This is a genomic window from Streptomyces sp. JB150 (assembly GCF_011193355.1).
Taxonomy (GTDB): Bacteria; Actinomycetota; Actinomycetes; order Streptomycetales; family Streptomycetaceae; genus Streptomyces.
Genome location: NZ_CP049780.1, coordinates 133819 through 158333 on the forward strand (window position 1 = coordinate 133819; position 24515 = coordinate 158333).

The 24515-nt window shown below is 72.8% G+C and carries 20 protein-coding genes; 5 read left to right on the forward strand and 15 right to left on the reverse strand.

Translation table 11 applies throughout. The features are described 5' to 3' along the window. Window positions 1-50: 50 nt before the first annotated feature. On the forward strand, window positions 51-1334 hold the full coding sequence (locus tag G7Z13_RS00630; protein ID WP_165995063.1) for an FAD-dependent monooxygenase: 1284 nt from the start codon (window positions 51-53) through the stop codon (window positions 1332-1334). A 67-nt stretch (window positions 1335-1401) separates the two neighbouring features. On the opposite strand, the gene G7Z13_RS00635 is transcribed toward G7Z13_RS00630, so the two are convergent. Continuing rightward, complete coding sequence (locus G7Z13_RS00635) at window positions 1402-2754, reverse strand: APC family permease (protein ID WP_165995064.1); 1353 nt, start codon at window positions 2752-2754, stop codon at window positions 1402-1404. 79 nt (window positions 2755-2833) lie between these two features. Further along, window positions 2834-3826, reverse strand: a complete 993-nt coding sequence (locus tag G7Z13_RS00640; RefSeq protein WP_165995066.1) for a helix-turn-helix domain-containing protein — start codon at window positions 3824-3826, stop codon at window positions 2834-2836. Window positions 3827-3879: 53 nt separating this feature from the next. On the opposite strand from G7Z13_RS00640, the gene G7Z13_RS00645 reads away from it, so the two are divergent. Together G7Z13_RS00645 and G7Z13_RS00650 are read left to right on the forward strand one after the other, a co-directional pair. Next, window positions 3880-4536 carry an HD domain-containing protein gene (locus tag G7Z13_RS00645; protein ID WP_165995068.1) on the forward strand — a complete coding sequence of 219 codons (657 nt, stop codon included), beginning with the start codon at window positions 3880-3882 and terminating at the stop codon, window positions 4534-4536. A 137-nt stretch (window positions 4537-4673) separates the two neighbouring features. Then, a complete protein-coding gene (locus G7Z13_RS00650) occupies window positions 4674-5393 on the forward strand; it encodes a DJ-1/PfpI family protein (protein ID WP_165995070.1) in 720 nt (239 codons plus the stop codon). A gap of 11 nt (window positions 5394-5404) precedes the next feature. Here the strand turns inward: G7Z13_RS00650 and G7Z13_RS00655 are convergent, their stop codons facing one another. The 3 genes from G7Z13_RS00655 to G7Z13_RS00665 all read right to left on the reverse strand — a co-directional run bounded on the left by G7Z13_RS00655 (window position 5405) and on the right by G7Z13_RS00665 (window position 8150). Then, the gene (locus G7Z13_RS00655; protein ID WP_240926064.1) at window positions 5405-6487 is read right to left on the reverse strand and encodes a beta-lactamase family protein; all 1083 of its coding nucleotides are present in this window, start codon (window positions 6485-6487) and stop codon (window positions 5405-5407) included. Further along, entirely contained in the window at window positions 6484-7011 is a 528-nt protein-coding gene (locus tag G7Z13_RS00660) for a winged helix-turn-helix domain-containing protein (RefSeq protein WP_165995071.1), read from the reverse strand. The genes G7Z13_RS00655 and G7Z13_RS00660 overlap by 4 nt, the downstream gene beginning before the upstream one ends. Before the next feature lie 248 nt (window positions 7012-7259). Beyond that, window positions 7260-8150, reverse strand: coding sequence for a glycoside hydrolase family 19 protein (locus G7Z13_RS00665; protein ID WP_165995073.1), 891 nt, complete (start codon window positions 8148-8150; stop codon window positions 7260-7262). A 473-nt stretch (window positions 8151-8623) separates the two neighbouring features. On the opposite strand from G7Z13_RS00665, the gene G7Z13_RS00670 reads away from it, so the two are divergent. Continuing rightward, window positions 8624-10342, forward strand: a complete 1719-nt coding sequence (locus tag G7Z13_RS00670) for a SpoIIE family protein phosphatase (RefSeq protein WP_165995074.1) — start codon at window positions 8624-8626, stop codon at window positions 10340-10342. A gap of 115 nt (window positions 10343-10457) precedes the next feature. On the opposite strand, the gene G7Z13_RS00675 is transcribed toward G7Z13_RS00670, so the two are convergent. The 10 genes from G7Z13_RS00675 to G7Z13_RS00720 all read right to left on the reverse strand — a co-directional run bounded on the left by G7Z13_RS00675 (window position 10458) and on the right by G7Z13_RS00720 (window position 22665). Next, window positions 10458-11687 carry a cytochrome P450 gene (locus G7Z13_RS00675; protein ID WP_165995077.1) on the reverse strand — a complete coding sequence of 410 codons (1230 nt, stop codon included), beginning with the start codon at window positions 11685-11687 and terminating at the stop codon, window positions 10458-10460. Continuing rightward, window positions 11671-12906: a cytochrome P450 gene (locus G7Z13_RS00680; protein WP_165995079.1), complete on the reverse strand. Its 1236-nt coding sequence runs from the start codon at window positions 12904-12906 to the stop codon at window positions 11671-11673. The genes G7Z13_RS00675 and G7Z13_RS00680 overlap by 17 nt, the downstream gene beginning before the upstream one ends. After that, window positions 12903-13523 (reverse strand): ATP/GTP-binding protein, encoded by a 621-nt coding sequence (locus tag G7Z13_RS00685; RefSeq protein WP_165995081.1) that lies wholly within the window; start codon window positions 13521-13523, stop codon window positions 12903-12905. Before G7Z13_RS00685 ends, G7Z13_RS00680 begins: the two co-directional genes overlap by 4 nt. Then, window positions 13504-13860 (reverse strand): DUF742 domain-containing protein, encoded by a 357-nt coding sequence (locus tag G7Z13_RS00690; RefSeq protein ID WP_165995083.1) that lies wholly within the window; start codon window positions 13858-13860, stop codon window positions 13504-13506. Before G7Z13_RS00690 ends, G7Z13_RS00685 begins: the two co-directional genes overlap by 20 nt. Continuing rightward, window positions 13857-14261 carry a roadblock/LC7 domain-containing protein gene (locus G7Z13_RS00695; RefSeq protein ID WP_165995085.1) on the reverse strand — a complete coding sequence of 135 codons (405 nt, stop codon included), beginning with the start codon at window positions 14259-14261 and terminating at the stop codon, window positions 13857-13859. Before G7Z13_RS00695 ends, G7Z13_RS00690 begins: the two co-directional genes overlap by 4 nt. A gap of 150 nt (window positions 14262-14411) precedes the next feature. Further along, complete coding sequence (locus tag G7Z13_RS00700) at window positions 14412-16034, reverse strand: ATP-binding protein (protein WP_165995087.1); 1623 nt, start codon at window positions 16032-16034, stop codon at window positions 14412-14414. 273 nt (window positions 16035-16307) lie between these two features. Next, window positions 16308-18113, reverse strand: a complete 1806-nt coding sequence (locus G7Z13_RS00705) for a lectin (protein WP_165995089.1) — start codon at window positions 18111-18113, stop codon at window positions 16308-16310. Window positions 18114-18129: 16 nt separating this feature from the next. Then, window positions 18130-20931, reverse strand: coding sequence for a lectin (locus G7Z13_RS00710; protein WP_240926065.1), 2802 nt, complete (start codon window positions 20929-20931; stop codon window positions 18130-18132). A 318-nt stretch (window positions 20932-21249) separates the two neighbouring features. Then, entirely contained in the window at window positions 21250-22266 is a 1017-nt protein-coding gene (locus G7Z13_RS00715; protein ID WP_165995093.1) for an SMP-30/gluconolactonase/LRE family protein, read from the reverse strand. 183 nt (window positions 22267-22449) lie between these two features. Next, complete coding sequence (locus G7Z13_RS00720; RefSeq protein ID WP_165995095.1) at window positions 22450-22665, reverse strand: hypothetical protein; 216 nt, start codon at window positions 22663-22665, stop codon at window positions 22450-22452. A 313-nt stretch (window positions 22666-22978) separates the two neighbouring features. Here G7Z13_RS00720 and G7Z13_RS00725 point away from each other — a divergent pair, with 313 nt between their 5' ends. Further along, entirely contained in the window at window positions 22979-24454 is a 1476-nt protein-coding gene (locus G7Z13_RS00725; protein WP_165995097.1) for a DUF6882 domain-containing protein, read from the forward strand. Window positions 24455-24515 lie beyond the last annotated feature (61 nt).

Consider the following 24515-nt stretch of genomic DNA (forward strand, 5'->3'; position numbering starts at 1 on the left):
CGGCGCCCCTACCCACCACCCACCCGCACCCCGGCAGGAAAGGACACGCCATGGTTCACGCGCTCGTCGCGGGCGGCGGCATCGGTGGTCTCGCGTGCGCGCTCGCCCTGGCCCGGGGCGGACACCGGGTCACCGTCCTGGAGCGGCGGCGGGAACTCACCGAGATCGGCGCGGGCATCCAGATCGCGCCGAACGGGTTCCTCGCCCTGGACCGGCTCGGTGTCGGGCCCGCGGTCCGGGCCCGCGGGGTGCACGTCGAGGCGCTGCGGCTGGTGGACGGCGCGACCGGGGAACTCCTGGCCGGTCTCCCGCTGAGCGGTGAGTACCGGCGCCGGTTCCGCGGCGGTTACGCGGTGGTGGGGCGACGCGATCTGTACGGCCCGCTGCTCGCCGCCTGCCGGGCGGCGCCCGCGGTGACGCTGGTGACCGGCGCGTCCGTGGCCGACTACACCCAGGGGCCGGGGGACGTCACGGTCCGTACCGCGGACGGCCGTGCCTTCCGCGGGGACCTCCTCGTCGGGGCCGACGGGCTGTGGTCGGCCGTCCGGGCACGGCTGGTGGGCGACGGCCCGCCGAAGCCCTCCGGACACACCATCCACCGGGCCCTGGTCCCCGTCGCGCGGGTCCCCGAGCACCTGCGGTGGAACACGGTGACCCTGTGGGCGGGGACGGGACGCCATCTCGTCCACTATCTGATCGACGGCGGCCGGCACCTCAACGTGGCGCTGACCGTGGACGACGGCGCCCGGGAGCTGGTCAGCGGCCGGCCGGTCCCGCGCGAGCACGTCCTGGACCGCCTCGACGGACTGCACCCGCTCGCGCGGAACGTGGCGGCCCTGGCCGACGCGTGGCGGGAGTGGGTGCTGTGCGACCGTGACCCGGTCGCCACGTGGACCGACGGCCGGGTCGCCCTGCTGGGCGACGCCGCCCACCCCATGCTGCAGTACGCCGCTCAGGGCGCCTGCCAGGCCCTGGAGGACGCGGTGGTCCTCGGCGGCCTGCTCGACTCGGCCGGTCCCGGCGCGGTGCCCGGACTCCTCGCGGCCTACCGGGACGCCCGCTGGAGCCGGGCGGGCAGCACCCAGCTCCTGGCGCGGGAGATGGGCGACCGGCTGTACCACCCGAGCGGCGCCCTGGCCCGGTCCCGCGACGCGCTGCTGCGGTCCCTGTCGGAAGAGGACCTGTACGCGAAGGTCGCCTGGCTGCACGGCGCCCGCGACTTCACCGGCCCCGGCCCCGCCGCACTCACCCGGGAGCTGGTGGGACCACCGGCCACGGCGGAGGGCGGCCGACCCGTGCGGGCCACCGCGGGGAGCGGCCGAATCGCTCGGTGATCCGGGAGGCCGGGAGCGTGAGGCCGTCCGCGCTACCGCGCCGAGGGCCCGCCGCCCCGCCGTCCCGTCACGGCCGTACCGGCTCGGGCCGGTGCCGGTCGCGGTTGCGCCGCAGCGCCGCCACCGCGCCGAGCAGCGCGCCGACGGCGAGGACGATCAGGCCCCGCAGCCACACCCGGCCCTCGATCTGGGTGGCGAGCAGGACGCAGGAGGCCGCGCCGAGCACGGGCAGTACGGCCGGGGCGCGGAAGTGCGGTTCCGTGCCGGGGTCGCGGCGCAGGACCAGCACGGCGGTGTTGACGATGAGGAAGACCACCAGCAGCAGGAGGACCAGGGTCGACGCCAGGACGGCGACGCTGCCGGTCAGCGCGAGGGCCATGGCCGGCACGGTGGTGGCGGCGATGGCGGCCCAGGGCGTGCGGCGGCCGGGCAGCACCCTGGCCAGGGGCGCGGGCAGCAGTCCGTCGCGGGCCATGCCGAAGGCGAGGCGGGACGCCATGATGCCGGTGAGCAGGGCGCCGTTGGCGACGGCGACGAGCGCGATGGCGCTGAAGAGCAGCAGGGGCACTCCGCCCGCTGCCTTGACGACCTCCAGGAGCGGGCCGCTGGAGGCGGCGAGCCGGTCCGTCGGCACGGCCGCCGAGGCGGCGATGCCCACCAGCACGTAGACGGCCCCGGCGGTGGCCAGCGCGCCGAACAGGGCGCGCGGGTAGGAGCGGCGGGGGTCGCGGGTCTCCTCGGCGACGTTCACGGACGTCTCGAATCCGACGAAGGAGTAGTACGCGAGGACGGAGCCGCTGAGCACGGCGGCGGCCGCGCCCTTCTCCGGGGTGCCGAGGCGGGTGAGCCGCCCGGGGTCCGCGTCGCCGCGCAGCAGCAGCCACGCGCCGAGGGCGACGACGATGAGCAGCCCGCCGACCTCGATGACGGTGGCGACGACGTTCGCGCGCATCGACTCCTTGATGCCGCGCGCGTTGAGCAGGGCCAGCAGGGCGAGGAACACCACGGCGACCAGGCCGACGGGCAGGGTCACGAAGGCCGAGAGGTAGTCGCCGCCGAAGCCGCGCGCCAGGGCGGCGACGGAGACGATCCCGGCGGCGAGCATGCAGAACCCCGCGAGGAAGCCCGCGAACGGGCCGAACGCCCGCGTCGCGTAGTGGGCGGCGCCGCCGGCCCGCGGGTACTTCGTGGCCAGCTCGGCGTAGGAGGCCGCGGTCAGCAGGGCCAGCAGCAGGGCGACGGCCAGCGGCACCCACACGGCTCCGCCCGCCTCCCCGGCGACCTGCCCCACCAGCACGTACACCCCGGCGCCCAGGACGTCCCCGAGGATGAAGAAGTACAGCAGTGGGGTGGTCAGGGCCTTCTTGAGCGCCGGGCCGCCCGAGGGGGCCGCGGGCTGCTGTTCTCTCACCGTCGACATGTCGACTCGTATCCCCCGTGACGCGGGAGTCACGCATGACGCTCCGTGCGCGGGCGCACACGGGCGCCCCGGTCCCGGTTCAGACCTGGGCCGAGTGCGGCCGGGACGTCGGGGCGAAGGCCGCGCGGTAGGCGGTGGGGGTCGTGCCGAGGGTGCGCCGGAAGTGCAGCCGGAGGTTCGCGGAGCTGCCCAGACCGCACCGGTCGGCGATGTGGTCGACGGTGAGTTCCGTGCTCTCCAGCAGCTCCCGGGCGCGGTCGAGCCGGGCGGCGAGCAGCCACCGCAGGGGCGTCGTGCCGGTCTCGGCGACGAAGCGCCGGGCGAAGGTCCGCGGTGCCATGTGGGCGTGCGCGGCGAGCCGGGTGACCGTCAGGGGTTCGTGCAGGCGGGACATCGCCCACGCACGGGTGGGCGCGAGGGTGACGCCGTACGGATCGGGGGCCAGGGGCCGTTTGATGTACTGGGCCTGCCCGCCGTCGCGGTGGGGAGCGGAGACCAGGGTCCGCGCCACCTCGTTCGCCGTCCGGGAGCCGAGGTCGCGCCGTACCAGGTGCAGGCACAGGTCGATGCCGGCGGCGACTCCCGCCGAGGTCAGCACCTGTCCCTCGTCGACGTAGAGCACGCGAGGGTCCACCGACACCTTCGGGTACCGCGCCGCCAGTTCACCGGCGTGCTTCCAGTGGGTGGTGACCTTGCGGCCGTCCAGGACGCCGGCTGCCGCCAGCGCGAACGCCCCCGTGCAGATGGACACCAGCCGCTGCCCGCCGGCGTGCGCCGCGGCCAGCGCGGCGAGCACGTCCGCCGGAAGCTCGCGCAGGTGCGGCGCGTACCCCGGCACCACCACGGTGTCCGCGTCGCGCAGCACCTCCAGCCCGGCCCGCACCGTCACGGCGAACCCGGCCGCCGTCGGGACCGGCCCCGCGCTCCGGCCGCACAGGGTCAGCTCGTACGGGTCGCCGGGCACGCCGATGAAGACCTGGGCCGGGATGCCCAGGTCGAGGGGGAGCACGCCGTCCAGAACCAGTACCGCCACCCGCTGCGGCGCACGGGAGGTGGCCGTTTCCTCACGCATGGAGGCAAGTCTGCCACTGTCGTGGCCGGTTGCCGCAGCCGATCATCGATCCCATGACCGATGTGACGACGACCGCCGGGCTTCCGCCGCTGCCCGACACTCCCCTCGCCCGCCGCGCGCTGGACCTGGTGCGTGAGACGGAGTCCACCGCGACCGCCAACCACAGCGTCCGCAGCGCGCTGTTCGCCCGTCTGCGCGCCGACCACCAGGGGGCCGAGCCGGGGCGTGACTACGATCCGGAGCTGCTGTTCCTGGCCTGCGTCCTGCACGACATCGGCCTGACGCGGGCGGGCGACCGCCACCAGCGGTTCGAGGTCGACGGCGCCGACACGGCCGCGGAGTTCCTCACCGCGCAGGGCCTGCCCGCCGCCGGCGTCGACGCCGTGTGGGAGGCCATCGCGCTGCACACGTCGCCGGGCATCGCCGAGCGCCGCGGCATCCTGTGCGCCCTGGTGCACCAGGGGACCGGCATGGATTTCGGCTGGGACACGGACTGCGTCGACGACGCCACGGGGGCCGCGATCCACGCCGCCTATCCGCGGCTGTCCATGGCCACCACCCTCACCGACGAGATCGTCGCGCAGGCACGGCACCGCCCGGAGAAAGCGCCGCTCTTCTCCATCGCCGCGGAACTGATGCGGGAGCGGTCCACGCCGCCGCACCGAACGCGGATGGAGACGATGGCCGAGGCCGCGCGCTGGGGCAACTGACCTCCAACCCGGCCCTCACTGAACTTCCCTCCCGCCGGGCGCTGCGCGGCGGACGGCCACTGCCGCTCCCCCGCCCCGCACCCGACTGACCGACCGATCGATCGATCGACCGATCGAGAAACGGAGTACCGACCGACATGAACCGCCGTACTCTCCTGCACGCCGGCACCGCCCTCGGCGCCGGTACGCTGACGGCCGGCGCCGCCACCCGGGCCGCTGCCGCGCCCGCCGCCGCTCCCCGGCGCGGCCGTCCGTTACGCGTGCACGTCGTCATGTTCGACGGCGTGGAGGAACTCGACTTCTGTGCCCCGTACGAGGTGTTCTCCGCCTCCGGCTACTTCGCCGACCGGGAGGTGGAGGTCCGCTATGTGACGCTCGACGGTCCGCGTACCGTCCAGGCCGCCTACGGCACGCGGCTGCGCGTCGACCACGGATGGGCCCCCGGCGAGGCGGACCTCCTCGTCGTCCCCGGCGGCGGCTACGCGCGCCGCGAGGATCCGGGCGTGTGGGCGGAGATCAGGCGCGGCGCCCTGCCCCGGGCCCTGGCCGCCGCGACCCGGCCAGGCCTGACCGTCAGCGCCCTGTGCACGGGTGTGATGCTGCTGTCCGCGGCCGGGCTGACCCGGGGCCGCCCGTGCACCACCCATCACCGGGCGCGGGCCGACCTGGAGCAGCAGGGCGGCGTGCTGAAGAACGCCCGCGTGGTCGACGACGGTGACCTGGTCACCGCGGGAGGGGTGACCTCCGGGCTGGATCTCGCCCTGTGGCTGGTACGCCGCGAACTCGGCGCGGACGCCGCGGTGGGACTGGAGCAGATGCTCGAGTACGAGGCCCGCGGCACGGTGTGGACGGCCTGAAGCCTCGTTGTTCAGGAACCGGCGAGTTCGGCCAGCAGGTCGAAGGCCAGCGCGTCGAACGAGGTCGCGCCGTCGCCGCTGAAGGTGTTCACCATCATCAGCGCCGCCGTCCCGCTCTTCCGGTGGAACACCGCGCAGGTGCTGAAGCCGTAGGTGCCGCCGTTGTGCCAGGTCACGGTCCGGCCGTCGGCCAGGGTGCCGAAGTGCCAGCCGAGTCCGAGCCGCAGCCCTGTGCCCGGGTCGGTGAAGTGGTGCCGCTGCGTCAGCTCGATCGCTTCCCGCAGGGGTGAGCGCTCCGGGCGCAGCTGGGCACTCAGGTAGCGGAGCATGTCGTCGGCGGTGCTGTACATCGAGGTGCCCGCGCCGCTGAGGACTCGGTCACGCCAGTCGGGTACGGCTTCCCCCTCCATGTGGCCGACGGCCTTGCGGGAGGCCATGTCCGGCCGCAGGGTCGTGGTGGTGTCCGGCAGGCGCAGCGGTGCGGTCACCCGGCGCCGCAGCATCACGTCGACGCCGTCGAAGGCGAGGGCCTGGCCGAGCAGTCCGAAGCCGAGGTTGGAGTAGGCGTACGCGCTTCCCGGCTCAGTCACCAGGGCGGTCCGGGGCAGCCCGGCGGCCAGGTCCCTCAGCGTGTAGTGCGCGTACGGGTTGTACGGGTCCGCGTCGTCCAGGAGGTTGGCCGGGAGGCGGGGCAGGCCGGAGGAGTGGGTCGCCAGGTCGCGCAGGGTGATGTGCCGGGTCTTCCCGCGCGGGACGGTGAACCCGGGCGGCAGGGTGAGGGGCGTGTCCAGGCGTACCCTGCCGGCCCCGACGGCACGCGCGAGCGCGGTGGCGGTGAACGTCTTGCCGATCGAGCCGAGTTGGAAGACGGTGCGGCCGTCGGGGGCGGGGCCGTCCTTGGCGGCGCCGGCCACATACCGCCGGCCGTCGCGGATGACACCGAACACGGCGCTGGGCGCTCCGGCGGCCAGGGCCCGGTCGAGATAGGGGCGCACCCGCGCCGCCATGCCGTCCCCGGCTGCCGTGGCCCTGCCCGGTATCAGTGCCGTACCGGCCGCGGCCGCCACCGTGCCCATCAGTCTGCGTCGGTTCACTGGTCATCCCTCGAGTCGTCGGTCGGCGTGGGGGCCACCGCGGACAGCAGCACGAGGAGCGGCACGACCCTGCCCGCGGGCACCTGGTAGTGGCCACGCCCCCCGGCCTCCAGCCAGCCGGCGGCGGTGAGTTGCCTGAGGTGGTGGTAGAGCTGCCCGGTGGTGTTCAGCCCGGCGGTCTCCTGCAGGCCGGCCGCGGAGCGGGTGCCGCGCAGCACCGCCCGCAGCAGGGTGAGCCGCACCGGGTGCCCGAGCGCGGCGTAGGGCACGGCGTGGTCCGACCAGTCCGCGTCGAGCAGACCGCTGGTCTCCGCGGCCTGCTGCCACTCGTAGTGCTCCCCCGTGGGCAGGTCCACGGCGCCCGTGAACAGCACCTGCCCGTCCCCGGTCAGCCGTTCGCGCAGGCCTTCGAGGGCCCAGAACACCTCGTCGGAAGATGTCTGCCGTGTCTGCGGTGCCGCTTCCAGCCGCGCGACGCGTTCCTCGAGCGCGGCAAGCCGCTCGGACAGGGAGTCCTCAGCCATGAACCGAAGATTACGTTATTACGTAATTACGAAACAAGCTTCGCCGCGCGCGGCCCGCAGGACGCGCACCGCGTCGGCGGCAGCCGGACAAGCGGCCACGACCGCGACGGCGGGCGTCGCGGTCGTGGCGATCGTGGCGGGCGGAGTTCGCGGAGGCGGAGTGCGGGGGCGGGCCGGCGCATGAGGTCACTCATGGGCCATGCCGTCAGGGGCATGACACCCAGCACCCCGCCCCCTGTGACCCGCCGTCAGCAGTACAGGTTGCCGCCGGGGCTGACCCCCAGGATCTGCGTGAACCGCTGGTAGTTGTTCACGCGGCTCTGCACCTGCGCCGGATTCTTCCCGTCGCACTCCAGGGAGCCGTTGATGCTGCGGATGGTCTGGCCGAAGCCGGCGCCGTTCACCATGGCGTTGTGCGGGGTCATGCTGCCGGGCCCGCTCTGGGTGTTCCAGTACCACAGGGCCGTCTTCCAGGCGACGGCCGAGTCGTTCTGCACCAGCCAGGGGTTGTTGAGCAGGTCGATGCCGAGCGCGTCGCCCGCCGCCTTGTAGTTGAAGTTCCAGCTCAGCTGGATCGGGCCGCGTCCGTAGTAGGCGGCCTGGCCGGCCGGACAGCCGTAGGGCTGGCTCCAGTCGCAGTAGTGCGGGTAGTTGGCGGTGTTCTGCTCCACGACGTGGACCAGGCCGCCGGTCTCGTGGCTGACGTTGGCGAGGAAGGCGGCGGCCTCCTGCTTCTTCACCGTGTCGCTGCCGGTGTTGGCGAAGCCGGGGTAGGCGCTCAGGGCCGCCGTGAGGCCGCTGTAGCTGTAGAAGGGGTTCCTGTTGGGGAACATCTGGTTGAACTGCGCCTCCGTCACGACGAAGCGCGCGTCGGGCGTGCCCGGCCCGCTGTCGCAGGCGTACGGCTCCCAGTACCAGGTGCTGATGACCGGGTCGTAACCCGGGTTGGCGTGCTCGGCGATGTACGCCTTGCCGTCGGTGTAGCGGACGATGTCACCGGCGTTGTACGCCTTGCCGGCCACCCAGTTGGGGTAGCTGGAGCACGCCGCGGCGGCGGCGTTCGTGGCCGGGAGCAGCACGGGTGCGGTGCCGGCGAGGGCGAGGACGGCCAGGAGGGAGGAGACACGACGTCTCGACACGGGATCAACTCCTTTACGGGTCACGGCCATCACGCCGGGCAGGACGCAGCGGAGCGCGCACGCACCGGTGGACCGGGCACGGCGTGGGGGCGGCCGTGGTGGGGGGTTGTGGAGGCACACTCAACCGTGTTGGTCTGTACCAGTCAAGGGTGTAGACCAGTCACTCCCGGATGTCCCGGTCTGTGAGGTCCGGCGGAGGACGGCACGGCCCGACGACAGGTCCGGCAAGGCGGGCAAGGTCGGCAGGTGGGCAATCCGGCGGGCGCCCGCGGCGGCCACGGACAGTACGGGCAGTCCGACGGGAGGTGATGGCGACTGACGGCAGGCTTGCGCCGGTCCGCCGAGGGTACGGTGTCGGTCAGTACGCCGCCGGACCCGGTTCGAGGGCACAGCGGGGTACTCGGCACAGCAGATGCCGCCGGGCGGACGTGCCGTCGGCCCGCGCCGCAGCGACCGACGAGCAGGGGAAGGACATGGCAGGGCCTGGGCATACGCCCCACAGAGGACCGAGGTCCGGCACGGCAGCCACTGCCGCGCTGGCCGGCGCGCTGGAAGCCATCGGAACCGGCGCCTACGTGGTGGACGCCGAAGGCCGTATCATCACCGTCAACTCCCGCGCCGAGGAGATGCTCGCCCGGCCCGCCGCGGAGCTCGCCGGCCGTGACGCGCACGACCTGCTGCACCGGGACGCCCACGGTCAGCGGCTGCCGAGGACCCAGTGCTCCATGCGGCACGCCTTCCACACCGGACGCGCCGCCCAGGGTGAGGCGGACCACTTCGCGCGCGGAGACGGCACCGTACTGCCCGTCTCCTGGCTGATCACCCCGTACGACCTCGGCGGCGACAAGGGCACGCTCGTCGTCTTCCACACCTGCGACCACCCGCAGGAAACCGGTCGGAGACCGGGCGCGGCGGCCGCGTCGCTGTCGGAGCTGGAACGGCTCGCGCTGCTGGCCGAGACCACCACGCGGCTCACCTCCACCCTGAACGTCGACGAGGCACTGCGCCGGCTGGTGACGCTGGTGGTGCCCCGGCTGGCGGACTGGGTCGTCGTCGATCTGATCACCGAGCGCGACGAGGTGTGGCGGGCGCTCGTCGTCCACTCCGACGGCGACACACTGGTGCACCGCGAGGACCTGCAAGGCCCCATGCCGCCGATTCCGGAGGAGTCCCCGATGCCGCTGTCCAAGGCCCTGCGCGGGGTCGCCTCCGCGGTCGCGGGGCCGGAGACCTACCAGCGGGAGCCGGACTCCGGGATCGCCGTCGAGCAGCGCCGTCTGTTCGAGGCGACCGGCATCCACTCGGCGGCCATCGCCCCCATCCGCAGCACCCGCGAGGTCCTCGGCGCGCTCACCCTGGGCCGCGCCGGGCACCAGGAGAAGTTCACGACCGCCGACCTGCCCCTGATCGAGGACATCGCACGCCGCGCCGGGCTGGCGGTGGACAACGCGCGTCTGTACGAGCGTCAGCGCAAGGTCGCCGAGACCATGCAGAACCACCTGCTGCCCCAGATGCCGCGCGTGCCCGGGCTGCAGATGACGGTCCGCTACCTGCCCGCGCCCGACGCCTCCCAGGTGGGCGGCGACTGGTACGACGCCTTCTCGCTGGCCGACGGCGCCACCGCGCTGGCGATCGGGGACGTCGTGGGCCACGACCTGGAGGCCGCGGCCGGCATGGCCCAGGTGCGCAACATGCTCCGCGCCTACGCCTGGGCGCTGCGGGAGCCGCCCAGCCGGATCGTCGAGCGGCTCGACGAGGCGGTCATGCACATCACCGAGGTCGCCATGGCCACCATGATCCTCGCGCGCATCGAGGAGACGGACCAGGGCCGCTGGAAGGTGTCCTGGACCAACGCCGGCCATCCCCCTCCCCTGCTCATCAGCCACGACGGCCTGGCCCACTACCTCACCGACGGCCACGGCATCCTCCTGGGGACCGGGTCCGGCAGACCGCGCACCGACGCGACGGCCCTGCTGCCGCCCGGATCCACCCTCGTGCTGTACACCGACGGGCTGATCGAAGAACCCGGCCACACCCTGGACGAGGGCCTGTACCGGCTTCGGCGGCACGCCGCCGCCCTCGCCCACCGCCCCCTGACCTCCTTCACCGACCAGTTGCTGCGCCGAGTCCGCCCGGCCGCCAACGACGACGACGTGGCCCTCCTCGCCCTGCGGACACCCGCCCGGCCGTGACCGCGTCGAGATGAGCCGCGACGGTCCGGCCGGCCCGGTGGATCCGGACCGAGCGGTGGAGGGAGCCGGCGGGGGCGCCCTCCCTCGGGAGGGCGCCCCGGTGGTGCCGCGGGTTCTACTTGCCGGTCAGGCGCACGGGGAGTTCGTACAGGTCGTTCTGGGTGACCACGGGCTTGTTCCTGAGTTCGGCAGCGGGGACGGCGAGGTCGAGGGCGGGGAAGCGCTCGTACAGGGCGGGGAGGGCCACCCCGGCCTCCAGCCGGGACAGCGCGGCGCCGGGGCAGACGTGGGGGCCGTGGCCGAAGGAGATGTGCCGGGTGGCGGGGGTCCGGGTGATGTCGAACCGTCCGGCGGTGGGCCCGTGGGCCCGCTCGTCACGGCCGATGGCGCCGTAGGAGACGATGAGCGCGTCACCGGCGGGCAGGACGCGGTCACCGACCGGGATGTCCTCGGTGGCGAAGCGGATGAGGACGTGCGAGGTGGGGGTCGAGTAGCGCAGGGTCTCCTCGATCACCGCGGACCAGTCCGCCGCGCCCGACAGCACCAGGGCGCGCTGGTCGGGGTGGGTGGACAGGTTGACCACCGCGTTCACGATCAGGGAGATGGTCGTCTCGTGCCCGGCGGCGACCATCAGCTGCAGGGTGGAGACGATCTCCTCGTCGGTGAGCCGGTCACCGCCGTCGGACGCGGCGATCAGCGCGCTGGTGAGGTCGTCGCCCGGCCGTTCCCGTTTGCCGGCGACCGTCTCGGCCATGATCGTGGCCAGTTCGGTGAGGGTGGCGACGACCTCGTGCGGCGGGGTCTGCGTGGAGAAGAACTTCTCGAACAGCACCTTCAGCCGGGGCAGCCGGGCCTCGTCGATGCCCATCAGGTCGGCGATCACGTACATCGGCAGCGGGTACGCGAACTCGGCCTTGAGGTCGACCACGTCACCGCCCGCCGGCAGCCGGTCCAGCAGGGTCCGGGTGAGGTGGGTGATGCGCTCCCGCATCTGTTCCACGCGGCGCGGGGTCAGTGCCTGGGCGACCAGGGTGCGCAGACGGCGGTGGTCGGCGCCGTCCACGGTGAGCATCGACCGGCCGGGGTTGACCAGCCCGATCAGCGGCCAGTCGGCGGGGATCTCGCCGCGCTGCCAGGCTCCCCAGACGTTGATGTCCTTCACGACGCGGGGATCGGTCAGCAGCTGCTTGGCCTCGGCGTGGTGGGTGACGGCCCACACCGGCACGCCCCCGGGCAGCTCGACCGCGGCGAGCGGGCCCGCCTCGCGCAGCCGCGCGCTCTCGCCGTCGAGGTCGGTGACGAAGGGGTCGAGGGCGATCCGTGTCTGTTCAATGCCGGTGGTCATACGGCGTGCCTCCAAGGGCAGGGGTCGGGGTGAACCGCACGGGCAGGGCCGTGAGTCCGCGCAGCCAGGGCGAGGGGCGGCGGGTCAGGGCGTCGGCGGGTACCGCCAAATCGATGTCCGGCAGCCGGTCCAGGACGACCTCGATGGCGGTACGGGCGATGACCTCGGCGATCTCCTGGGCGGGGAAGGGGCACCGGTGCTCGCCGTGGCCGAACGAGAAGTGGGCGTGGTTGCCGCCCGTGAGCGCGGCACCGTGGGTGCGCACCTGCGGGTCGTCGTTGGCGCCCTGCAGTCCGAGCAGCAGCAGGTCGCCGGCGCGGACGGGGCGCCCGCCGAGCCGGGTGTCGCGGGACGCCCAGCGGCCGGCCACGTTCTGGGTGGGGGTGTCCTCCCACAGGACTTCGCTCATCGCCTCGGCGACACTGTTGCGGCCGCCGAACAGCGACGCGGCGAACCGGGCGTCGGTGAGCATCAGCCGCAGGGAGTTGCCGATCCAGTCGGCGGTCGGCTGATGGCCGGCCGCCATCATCACCATGAGGTCCTGGGCGATCTCCTCCTCGGTGAAACCGCTGCTGTCGGCGAGCATCCGGGAGACGACGTCGCGGTCGGGTGCGGCCTTGCGCGCGGCCAGCAGGGCGGCCATGGAGGCGGCCAGGTGCTGCTGGCCCGCGATCGCCCGCTCCCGGCCGTCGATCATGTCGTTCAGCGCGGTGACCAGCGCGGGCCCCTCCTCCTCGGAGAAGCCGTAGAGCCGGGCGAGCACGCGTACCGGCAGCAGCATGGCGTAGTCGGCGACCAGGTCCGCCTCCCCCTTGGCGCACACCGCGTCGATCAGTTCGTCCGCGAACCGCTCGCAGTGGCCGCGCAGTTCGAACGGATCGACGGCTTCCAGGGCGTCGCTGATCATCGCGGCGCGCTGCCGGTGCCGTTCCCCGACGGTGTAGAGGATGGACGGCTGCTTGCGGCCGATCATGGGCAGCAGCGGCCAGTCGTCGGGGATGTTCTCCCACTGGTTCCACAGGTCGGAGTCGCGGCTGAAGAGCACCGGGTCGCCGGTGACCTGGTGCAGTTCCCGGTAGCCGACGACGAGCCAGGCCGGGATGTCACCGTCGAGCAGCACCGGCACGACCGGGCCGTGATCGCGGCGCATCTCCCGGTACAGCCCGGCCGGATCGGTCTGGAACCGGGGCCCGCCCAGGGGGACGGGGGTGGTGTTCACGGGACCAGCTCCTGGAAGGACTCGGCGTGCGGGGCGGCGTACCGGCTGCTGATGTGCTCGACGAGGGAGATCAGCACCTGCTTGCTGGACTCCCGCGAGCGGGCGTCGCAGTACAGCAGCGGGACGTGCGGGTCCAGGTCGAGGGCGGCACGGACCTCCGCCGGCGGGTGCGCGGTGCCGCCGAAGTCGTTGCACGCCACGACGAACGGGGTGCCGTGGTGTTCCAGACGGTCGATGGCGTACCAGGAGTCGTCGATCCGGCGGGTGTCGACGAGGACGACCGCGCCCAGCGTGCCGGAGAAGAGCCGGTCCCACAGGAACCAGAAGCGCTCCTGGCCCGGCGCTCCGAACAGGTACAGCACGTTGCGGGCGTCCAGGGTGATCCGGCCGAAGTCGAAGGCCACGGTGGTGGCGGTCTTGCCACGCACCTCGCGGATGTCGTCGACCGCCTCACCGGCCTGGGTCATGGTCTCCTCGGTGTTGAGCGGGCGGATCTCGCTCACCGAACGGACCATGGTCGTCTTGCCGACGCCGAAGCCGCCGACGATCACGATCTTCAGACCGTTGTCGGCGGAGGCACCCAGCGGAGTGCGGGCGTCAGAGATTGCGGAGTCCAACGAGCACCTGTTCCAGGATGTCGGGGTCGGGAAGGCCGGAGGAGGCGGCCGTGCGGGGGTGGCGGGCGCTGACGCGGCCCTGGTCGTGCAGGTCGGTGAGCAGGATCTTGGTGATGCTCACCGGGAGGCGCAGTTCCGCGGCGAGCTCGACCACCGCCGTGGGGCGCTCGGCGAGCCGGAGGATCGCCGCGTGCTCGGACTGCATGCCCGGCACCGGGGCGGACTCGGCCACGACCAGTGTCACCAGGTCGAACGGGGAGTCCGGTGCGGTCCGGCTCCGGCCACCGGTGACGGTGTAGAGCCGGTCGGGGGCATCGTCCCGGCCGGGGCGGCTCATGAGGTCCGCGGCTCGGCGCGCAGGTGGTCGCCGAGCTGCTCCACCAGCTCGTTCATGTGGTGGCCGACCAGTCCGGGATCGGCGTCCTCGGTGGTGACGACCGCCAGGTGCGCTCCCTCACCGGCCTCGACGATGAACAGGACGCCGCCGTAGAACTCGGTCATGGCCGAACGGACGCCCCCGGTGCCGTCGCCGAACTCCACGGAGGCCCCTTGGGACAGCGACTGGATGCCGGCGGCGATCGCGGCGAGCTGGTCGGCCTGATCCGTGGAGAGGCCCGAGGTGCGGCACAGCTTCAGGCCGTCGCGGGAGAGCACGAGCGCGTGGCGTGCGCCGGGGGTGCGCTCCAGCAGGCCCTCGATGAGCCAGGAGAGCTTCTCGTCGGTGGTGGTGCCGGTCATGGGGTGGGATTGCCTTCCGGATACGAGGAGTGATCGGGCCCGCCGGTGGGGTCTCGGATGGGTCTTGAGGGACTTGAAGGGTCTTGATGGGTGTCGGTGGGTCCGAACGGGTCCCGGGTGAGGGATCAGCCCCGTGGCGGACGTTCCGGTCTATGCGGTGGGGGTGTCGGAGCCGGACTCTTGCGCCGGGGGCGGTGCGGGGTTCGGGCCGCCGTCGGGTCCGGGGCGGGGGGCCTCCCCGCGCACCGCCTGGCGGAAGCTCGTGAACCTGGCGGTCCGGGTCCGGATGTCGGTGGGCGCGGCGCTCGTCCGGTCCGGCTGGGACGACTGCCCCGGCCGGGTGAGCTGGGTCCGGGACCGCTCGGCCGCGGCGAGGGTGTGGCCACGGCGGCGCCGGGGCAGGCCGCCGGCCGTGGTGTGCGATGCCGCCGACCGGTCGGGGTCCGCCGCGGTGGCCCCGGCGCCGGAAGCGTCCGTGCCGCCGGTGGTACGTACGCCCCCGGGCGCCGCATCCTGCTCCGGCCCCGCGGAGGCCGTGGAAGCCGGGGAGGCGGCGGGCGCGCCCGACGCGGCGCCCCGCGACGCGGGCAGGGCCGCGCGCGACGCGGTCCTCTCGGACGCGGACGCGGCAGTATCCGACGCGGACCCGGCCGCGCCCTCCGTCGCCGACGGCCGCGTGTCGGCGACGGTCAGGATCTCCTGCGGGAGCAGCACGAGCACGCCCGTGCCGCCGCGGGCCGACGGCCGGAAGGACACCTTCAGACCATGCTTGCGGGAGAGCCGGCCCACGACCGCCAGTCCCAGCCGGGTGCCGGTCAGACCGCCGAGTCCGGTGATGTCGCCGGAGACGGCCCGTTCGGCCCGCCGCAGCTGGACATCGCTCATCACGAGCCCGCTGTCCTCCACGGAGACGAGCACACCGGCCGGTACCTCCTCCACGTACACGTGGACCTCGGACGTCGGCGGGGAGAAGTTCGTGGCGTTGTCGAGGAGTTCGGCCAGGACGTGCATCACGCCCTCGGCGGCGTGTCCGGCGACCGCCGTCTCGCTCGTGGAGTGGACGCGCACCCGCCGGTAGCCGCCGATCCGGCCCATGGCGCCCCGCAGGATCGACTCCATGGGGATGGGGCGGGCCCAGCGCCGTCCCGAGCGGGCCCCGGAGAGGACGGCGATGGAGTCGGCGACGCGGCCGGCCTGGGCGGTGCGGTGGTCGAGGTGGAGCAGGTCGTCCAGGACCTCTTCGTCGCTGTGCTTCTCCTCCATGGCGCGCAGGTCGGCGAGGATGCCGTTGGCCAGGGCCTGCAGCCGCGCGGCGGCGTTGGCGGTGGCGGAGATCGCCGTGGCCCGCTCGGTCTCCGCCTGGCGGACCCGCTCGGCCAGGCGGGCGTTGTCGCCGCGGAGGTGTTCGAGGTCGTCGGCCAGGACGTGCCGTTCCCGCTCCGCCTCCTGGGCGAGGCGCTCCAGTTCGCGGGCGAACTCCGCCTGCATGCGGGTCTTGTCCTGGAGCAGCCGCCCGATGTCGCCGCCGGCGTCGTCCAGTTTGCCGCGCAGCACGCGGCTGGTGATGCGGTACCGGGCGGCGACGGCCACGGCGGCGCCCAGCAGCACGGCGAGCGTCCCCCCGCCGGAGGCGAACAGCAGGCGCGCGTCCGGCGGGACGATCGTCACCGCGGTACCGGCCACGAGCGTCATGGTCGGCACGGCGGCGGCCAGGGCGGGCGGCAGCACCGTACGGAGGCCGGAACGTTCACCCGGCGGACTGGGCGCAGTCATGAAGAGCGATCCTCGACCGTGGCCCAGCCGGGATCGGCGGCGGGCTGCCGACCGGTCGTCAACTGGTTACCACTGTGCATGAGTTGGTGACAGAGGCCGTAAGGATTCTGTGTGGTTGCGATCACTTGTGTCAATCGGCGCCCGCAACCGAGATCATTTCTTCGGGAAGACCCCGTTTTTCCCAGCACGGCCGGCCCTTGCCCCTCACGGCAGCCGTGAGGGGCAAGGGCCTTGTCCGTCCGCGGCGGGACGGGGCGTGTGGGGAACGTCAGGTCAGGGCAGGGTCCACTTCTGGTTGGGTCCGGTGTGGCAGGTCCACAGATGGACCGCCGTCCCGTCGTTCCACGTACCGCCCGACGCGTCCAGGCACTTGCCCGACTGCGGATTGCGCACCGTACCGTCGGACTGCGCCGCCCACTTCTGCGCACCCGTCCCGTTGCACGACCACAGCTGGATCCGCGTACCGTCCGCACTGCCCCCGCCGGAGACGTCCAGGCACTTGCCCAGCGCCTTCAGCGAGCCGTCACCACCGACCGTCCACCGCTGCGCGGCCGACCCGTTGCACGTCCACACCTGCACCTTCGTCCCGTCGGCCGACTGCCCGCCGTCCACGTCCAGACACTTGCCGTTCACCCCCTTCACCTCGCCCGTGCGGGGCGCGGGCTCCTGGCCGCCGCCGCCCTGTCTGACGCGGATGCTGCGGAAGGACACCTCGTCACCGTCGCCGTGGTTCTGGATGCCGATGTGGCCCTGTGCGAGGCTGCGTGCCGGGTCGGTGTTGGTGAAGTCGTTGATCTTGCGGCCGTTGAGGAAGACCTCCAGGCGTTCGCCGGTGACGCGCAGCTCGTAGGTGTTCCACTCCCCCGGCGGGTTCAGCGCGGCGTCGCGCGCGGTGATGTCGGCGGACTTGAAGCCGTAGACGGCGCCCGTGGTGCGGTCGGCCGCGTCGGTGGCGTCGATCTGGATCTCGTAGCCGTTGCTCACCGCGGACCACGGGTCGTCGGAGGCCGGGAAGCCGAGGAAGACCCCGGAGTTGTCGTCGCCGGCCGCCTTCCAGTCGAGTTTGACGGAGTAGTCCCCGGTGAACTCCTTCGCGGAGTACCAGAGCAAGCCCAGCCCGCCGTGGGAGGTGAGGCTGCCGTCGGCGAGGGTGAACCCGCCGGGACCGGCCTGTTTCCAGCCGGTGGTGGAGGAGCCGTCGAACAGGGACGTGTAGCCGGTCTCGGGACGGCAGTCGGCGTCGGTCATGCCGGCCGCCCAGCGGATGCCGCCGAGGAGGTGCCGGCGGAAGGCGGGCTCGGTGTACGACTCGTCGGTGTGGCCGCCGCCGGTGTAGAAGGCCCGGCCGCCCTGGTAGTCCTTGCACCAGGCGATCGGGTGGTCGCCGGACATGTTCCCGCCCGAGTAGCTGGACTCGTCGAGCGAGGCGAGTACGTGGGCGCTGGTGCGCGGGTTGGTGCGGTAGTTGTACCACTCGTCGGTGCGCTGCCAGGTGCCGCCCAGGTGGGCGGTGGCGTCGTGCGCCCGGTCCTCCACCTTGACGGTGGCGGACTGGATGGCCGGGTGCGAGTGGAAGAGCGCCCCGGCGAGGCCCTCGTAGAAGGGCCAGTCGTACTCGGTGTCGGCGGCGGCGTGGATGCCGACGTATCCGCCGCCGCCCTGGATGTACTGCTCGAAGGCCGTCTGCTGGGCGGCGTTGAGCACGTCGCCCGTCGTCGACAGGAAGACGACCGCCTTGTACTGGGCGAGGTTGCCGGTCGTGAAGGCCTGCGCGTCCTCGGTGGCGTCGACGGTGAAGTTGTTGGCCGTGCCCAGGCCGCGCAGGGCCGCGATGCCGTCGTCGATCGAGGAGTGCCGGAAGCCCGCCGTCTTGGAGAAGACGAGGATCTTGTACGCCGGGTCGGCGGCCGCGCGGTGCTCCGCGGTGACGGTGCCGGAGGGGCTGCCGGTCCCGGGCTGGGCCGCGGCCTGCGGGGTCAGGCAGAGCACGGCGGCGGCGAACAGGCCGAGGGCCGCTTTCAGGGGTGTGCGCGGTGCGAGGCGCGCACGGGGTGTACGGGTGGTCCGGGTGGTACGCATCAGGGTCGCCTCCTTTCTACGGCAGGGTCCACTTCTGGTTGGGTCCGGTGTGGCAGGTCCACAGATGGACCGCCGTCCCGTCGTTCCACGTACCGCCCGACGCGTCCAGGCACTTGCCCGACTGCGGATTGCGCACCGTACCGTCGGACTGCGCCGCCCACTTCTGCGCACCCGTCCCGTTGCACGACCACAGCTGGATCCGCGTACCGTCCGCACTGCCCCCGCCGGAGACATCCAGGCACTTGCCCAGCGCCTTCAGCGAGCCGTCACCACCGACCGTCCACCGCTGCGCGGCCGACCCGTTGCACGTCCACACCTGCACCTTCGTCCCGTCGGCCGACTGCCCGCCGTCCACGTCCAGACACTTGCCGTTCACCCCCTTCACCTCGCCGGAGCGGGTTCCGCCGCCGGAGGTGGTGAAGGAGAACTCGTCGACGTCGAACAGTGAGCCGCTGCCCCCCTTGAAGACGAGGTGCAGGGTCGTCGAGCCGCCGGGCTGGTTGGCCAGGTCGGCCGACACGTCCTGGAAGGTCTCCCAGCCGCCGGTCACCGGTACGGTCGCGGTGCCGAGCAGGGTGCCGGCCGGCGATCCGGCGCGTACCTCGATGGTGCCGCCGACGCCCGCGGAGGAGACCCGGGCGGTGAACCGGGTGGCGTTGTCGAGGGCGTACGGCGTGAAGGAGATCCAGTCGCCGTTGTCGATGTGGCCGACGGTCCGGCCGCCGTGCGCGGGGGTGTGGGTGACGACCTGGACGCCGGCGGAGCCGCCGTAGTGCTCGGCCTGCCGGTGGCTGGGCTGGGTGATGTGCTGGTCGTGCGTGGTCAGCGCGGGCTGGCCGTTCGCGCCCTTGTCGGTGTACTCGGCGTCGATGACGCCGAAGATGTTGGCGTTGGGGTCGTGCTCGCCGTCCGCCAGGGTCTGGAGGGTGCCCTCGCAGCCGGTGGTGGAGGTCTGCGGGTGGCCGTGGCTGTCGTGTCCGACGATGAAGGTGACCTTCACCTTGGAGCAGTCGACCGTGCCGTCCTCGGGGTCGGTGACCGTCACCTTGAAGGGGATGGCGGCGCCGAAGTCGTAGATCCGTCCGTCCACGGGCAGGTCGAGCCTGACGGTGGGGGCGGTGTTGCCGACGGTGATCTGCACCGAGGCCGTCGCGGACTTGCCGGTCGGGTCGGTGACCTTCAGGGTGGCCGTGTACCGGCCGTTGGCGGTGTAGGTGTGCGTGGGGTTGGCGGCGGTGGAGGTGGTGCCGTCGCCGAAGGTCCACGCGTAGCCGAGGGCGCCGCCGTCGGGGTCGGAGCTGCCGGCCGAGGAGAACGCGACGGTCAGGGGCGCCTTCCCGGAGGTGACGTCGGCCTTGGCCTGCGCGAGCGGCGCGAGACCGCCGGTGACGTGCTCGATGCGGTACAGGGCGGAGTTCTCGTCGCCGCTGAAGTAGCCGGTGCCGTAGTCGAGGACGTACAGGGCGCCGTCCGGGCCGAAGGCCATGTCCATCACCTGGGTGCCGCTCCAGGGGAAGGAGTTGATGGACTGCACCGTGCCGTCGCCGCCGGACTCGATCCGCTTGATCCAGCGGCGGCCGAACTCGCCGGCGAAGAAGTCGCCGTCGAACTCCTGCGGGAACTTCACCTCGGAGGACGAGGCGGCGTCGTAGCGGTAGACCGGGCCGCCCATCGGGGACTCCGACCCGGAGCCGAACTCGGGGACGGACCCGCCGTCGTACGGGATCCAGGCGGGCTGCGCGGGAGGCAGGTCGGTCAGGCCGGTGTTGCGGGGCGACGTGTTCTTCGGGGCCGCGCAGCTGAACGCGGACCCCGAGGCGCCGGTGGCGAAGTCGTAGTCGACGTAGGCGTCGTTGTCGCCCGTGCAGTACGGCCAGCCGTAGTTGCCCGCCTTGGTGATCCGGTTGAACTCCACCTGCCCGGCCGGTCCGCGGGTGGGGCTCGCGACACCGGAGTCGGGTCCGTAGTCACCGAGGTAGACGATGCCCGTGGCCTTGTCGACGCTCATCCGGAACGGGTTGCGGAAGCCCATGGCGTAGATCTCGGGGCGGGTCTTCGCGGTGCCCGGCGGGAAGAGGTTGCCGCTCGGGATCGAGTACGACCCGTCGGCGTTGACCTTGATCCGCAGGACCTTGCCGCGCAGGTCGTTGGTGTTGCCCGAGGAACGCTGGGCGTCGAAGGCGGGGTTGCGGCTCGCGCGCTCGTCGATCGGGGTGAAGCCGTCCGAGGCGAACGGGTTGGTGTCGTCGCCGGTGGACAGGTACAGGTTGCCGGCCGCGTCGAAGTCGATGTCGCCGCCGACGTGGCAGCAGGTGCCCCGTGAGGCGGGCACGTCGAGGATCTTCTTCTCGCTGGCGAGGTCCAGGGTGCCGTCGGTCTTCAGGACGAACCGGGACAGCCGGTTGACCCCGTCGAAGGGGGCGAAGTCGGCGGCGGTGCCGTCGGCCGGGGCGTCACCGCCGGGCGTGCTGAGCTTCGGCGCGTAGTAGAGGTACACGTACCGGTTGGACGAGAAGCCGGGGTCCACGGCGACGCCTTGCAGGCCTTCCTCGTCGTGGCTGTAGACGTCGAGCTTGCCCGCGACGCTGGTGGTCCCGGCGGCGTTGGTCAGCCGGAGGGTGCCGTCCCGCGAGGTGTGCAGGACCGAGCGGTCCGGCAGTACGGCCAGGGTCATGGGTTCGCCGGTCTCGGCCACGCCCTTGGCGAGCGTGACCTGCTGGAACTCCGGAGCGGCGGGCGCCTCGGCCCGCCCGGCCGGGGCCGCGGGCGCGGCGGTCGCGGGGGACGCCGGAAGGAGGAAGCCGAGGGCGCAGGCCACGGCGGTCAGTAAGGGGCGGACACGTCTGTGTCCATACGGTCTCGTGCGCACAGAGGTCTCCCGATGTGGGGTGGGATGACGGCAGGCCTCAGCGGACTGCCAAGACGTTCATGGGCCTGTTCACAGGCGCGCGCCGTCGCGCCGTCGAGACCGGCCGACGCTCTATGACCGGTTCATTTCAAGGAAGTTAGCGGGCTTCGTCGAACGGCGTAACCCGTTCGACGCAAGTTCCCGATACTTTTTCCACGACAGAGACAAAGTGGTGAAGCATCGCGGGGCGTCGCACCGCGCGGGGGTGTGACGCCCCGCCGGCCCGTCTCAGGAGGCCGGGGGCAGGGGAGCGAGCACGACGATGTCGTCCTCGTGGAGGCTGGCGGCGACCACCGTGCCGTCGTGCTCGGCGACGCTGGTCACGAAGCCGTACGCGCAGTCGTCCGACCGCAGGTCGTGGACGATCCGGCCGTCGAGGTCGAAGGCCATGACCCACGCGAGGGACGCGGGCCCGGGGCGCACGGCCCGCGGCAGGTTCCACAGCAGGGTCCGCCACAGACCCGGCCGGGGCAGCAGGCTGTCCAGCAGGGCGTTGCGGGGAGCGGCGAGCGACACCCAGACGAGTCCGCCGGTGCCGAGGCTCATGTTGTCGGGCAGGCCGGCCAGGTTCTCGGCGAACGGCTCGACCGTCCCGGCTCGGGGGCCGGTGAGCCAGTAGCGGCACACCCGGTATCCGGCGGTCTCGGCGACGAGCAGATGTGAGGCGTCCGGAACGAGCACCAGTCCGTTCGCGAACTTGAGGTCGTCGAGCAGCACCGTGACGGTGCCGTCGGTGTCCCGGCGGACGAGCATCCCGGTGCAGGAGTGTTCGAGGATGTCGCCGAGGTAGTGGTCGAGGTCCCAGCGGCGGGTGGAGACGGTGAACCAGATGGTCCCGTCGGGGCCTCGCACCACGTTGCCGGCGAAGGTGAGCGGGCGGCCCGCGAGGGAGTCGACGAGGGTGTGGACCGATCCGTCTGCGCCGACGCGCAGCAGTCCCCGGTCGTGGTCGCAGACCAGGACGCCGCCGTCGGGGCAGGGTTCCAGCCCCAGTGGCCGGCCCCCGGTGCCGGCCAGCACGGTACGGGCGCCGGTGGTCGGGTTCATGCGCACCACGCTGCCGTCACCGAGACCGGTGAGCAGGGCGCCCCGGCGGTCGAAGACGACGTCCTCGGGGCCATGGCCACCGGTCGGCAGGCGACGGGCCACCACGAACCGGCGGGTGGCGTGGGTGCGGCCCTGGTCGGCCGGGGCAGGGGGCGGGGTCCAGCGGCGAGGTGAGATCAGGCGGCGGGTCGAGGTCACGGCGGGCTCCCTGCTCGGGCGTCGGGGCGATGGACGGGGCCGGCGCCGCACCGCCACGTCCACGCGGTGCGCGCCGGCCGCGCGCTCACCACTCCCCTACCCGCGGTCGGCGCGCAGTGACGCGGCGTCCGGTCAGTTCAGCGGGCGGCCTTGTGCGGTATGCCGGGTCTCCGGCCGCACGGACTACTCATCGGCTCCGCCCCCGATGGCCCGGTACAGGGCGGTCAGAGCCGCGCACACTCCCACGCTGCCCCCGAACGTGGAACCGGCGCGCTGGAAGACATCGGGCCAGTTGGCTCCCGCGGACCGCGTTCCCCAGGCGACGGCCAGGGCGACCAGGGCGGACAACACCACCACGAGACCGGTCGCCAGCAAACGGACCACCCTTGCGTTACCCATCTTTCACCCCTCTACCGCTCGGCTACCCACTCCCTTGGAAAGGTGATCTGCATCCGATGGAAACAACGACTAAATTCCGGACAGAATATCAATTCCACCCAAAACTCCGCGATGGAACACGTACGATCACGCCCCTTTATGATCCGGCCAAGGCAAAGGCCCTCCGGTCGAAAACCGGGGGAGTTCCCTTTTTCTCAGGCCCGTGTGTGCCGTGCGGCTGGAACCGCGGGGTGCCGTGCGGGAGTCATCAGGGCGTACGCAGCGGGGCCGCTCGATCGCGGAGGCCCGCCCGACCGACTACCGGAAAGCGTTCATGACCGCCTCCTTCAGTGACCAGCTCCTCGCTCTCGCGCGGCCGAACCTCGCCTGGGTGTGCGAGCAGCTCGACCTCTTCGACTCCCTGGTGCCCGCCGGGGTCGTGTCCTTCGACCGGGACGAACCGTCCGTGACGCGCTCGGGCATCACCCTGCGCGCCCACGTCATCGGCACCTACGCCGTGGACGGCACCTGGATGTGGGCGTGGGCCAACGAGTCGTACCGGGACAGCGCGATCGCGGCGCGTTCGCTGGAGCTGCGTGAGCTGGGTGAGCGGGAGGGTGTGCCGGAGCTGACCGAGCCGATGCCGGATCTCAACCACTTCCCCGACCCCCGGCTGGCGGCCGACCACCTGCTGCTGATGTGCATGGGTCTGCTCGACGCCCGCGGCGGGGTGATCTGCGCGGTGAACGAACGCGGCCGGCTCTTCATGGTCGTCGACGACCCCGCCGTACCGCGCGCCGAGCCGCGCGCCGCCCGGCTCGCCACGGCCCTGCGCAACGGCGCCGCGCTGCTGCCGGGTTCCGCGCTGCAGCCGGTGCGGAGCTGGTTCGCACGGCACGGGATCGAGCCGGTGTACGGGCCCGGCCGGGTGGAGGGCGTGCTGGACGGGGGCGACCGGGTCGTCGTGACCCTGGACGGCGAGGGGGTCACCGCTGTCGAGGTCACCGGACCGGACGGGGGCGCGCCCGCCTGCGGCACGGCCGGGGAACAGGAGTTGAAGGGGGCGCGCCGCTCCCCCGACGCGCCGCACCGGACGTTCCCGCGGCCGCTGCTGGCCGTGGCGGCGCGGGAGCTGGCCTTCTCGATCCTGCGGACGCGGGCGATGGTCCAGTACGCGGACGACCACCTCGACTTCGCCGGGCGCGCCCCGCTGTGGGACGAGCGGGCCGGGGAGCTGCGGTTCCCCGGCGGGGGCCTGAAGGCGCGCCGTCTCGGCTCCTACGACACCGAGGAGGGCTGGTTCCGGTGGGCGCCTGGTACGGAGGACTTCCGCGACCGGTTCCGGGAGGCGGCCGGGCTCGGCCGGGCGGAGGCCGGGATGCTGCCCGAACTGTCTGGCGAGCAGGTGGATCTGAGGGCATACGGACCGCGTGAGGCGGTCGCGGTCGCGCTGGCCCGCACGGCGGCGAGCGTGGCGGGCCACACCTTCACCTCGCTCGGCAACGACTTCTTCGCCGTCACCGACGACCGCCTGGGCGACACCGGGATCACCGACCTCGACGGGGCCGTCACGGACATCCGCGGGGGCGCGAGCTGGCTCCAGGGCCTGGTGGAGCAGTCGACCCGTGCCGAGACCATGCGGTCGCTCGCCCAGTCGTACTTCGAACGCGCCGGGTTGCAGGTGTGGCACTACGGGCAGCCGGACTTCATCAGCGGCGTGATCGGGGTGTACGAGGTGCGGGTCCACTTCGCGCCGGACGGGACCATCACCGAGGTCACGCCCGGCATGCTGATGGGAGCGCCCATGTGACACGTCGTCCGTCCCCGTCGCTCCCCCGAGCGACGGGGAGGGGTCACCGGGGTCCGGGCGG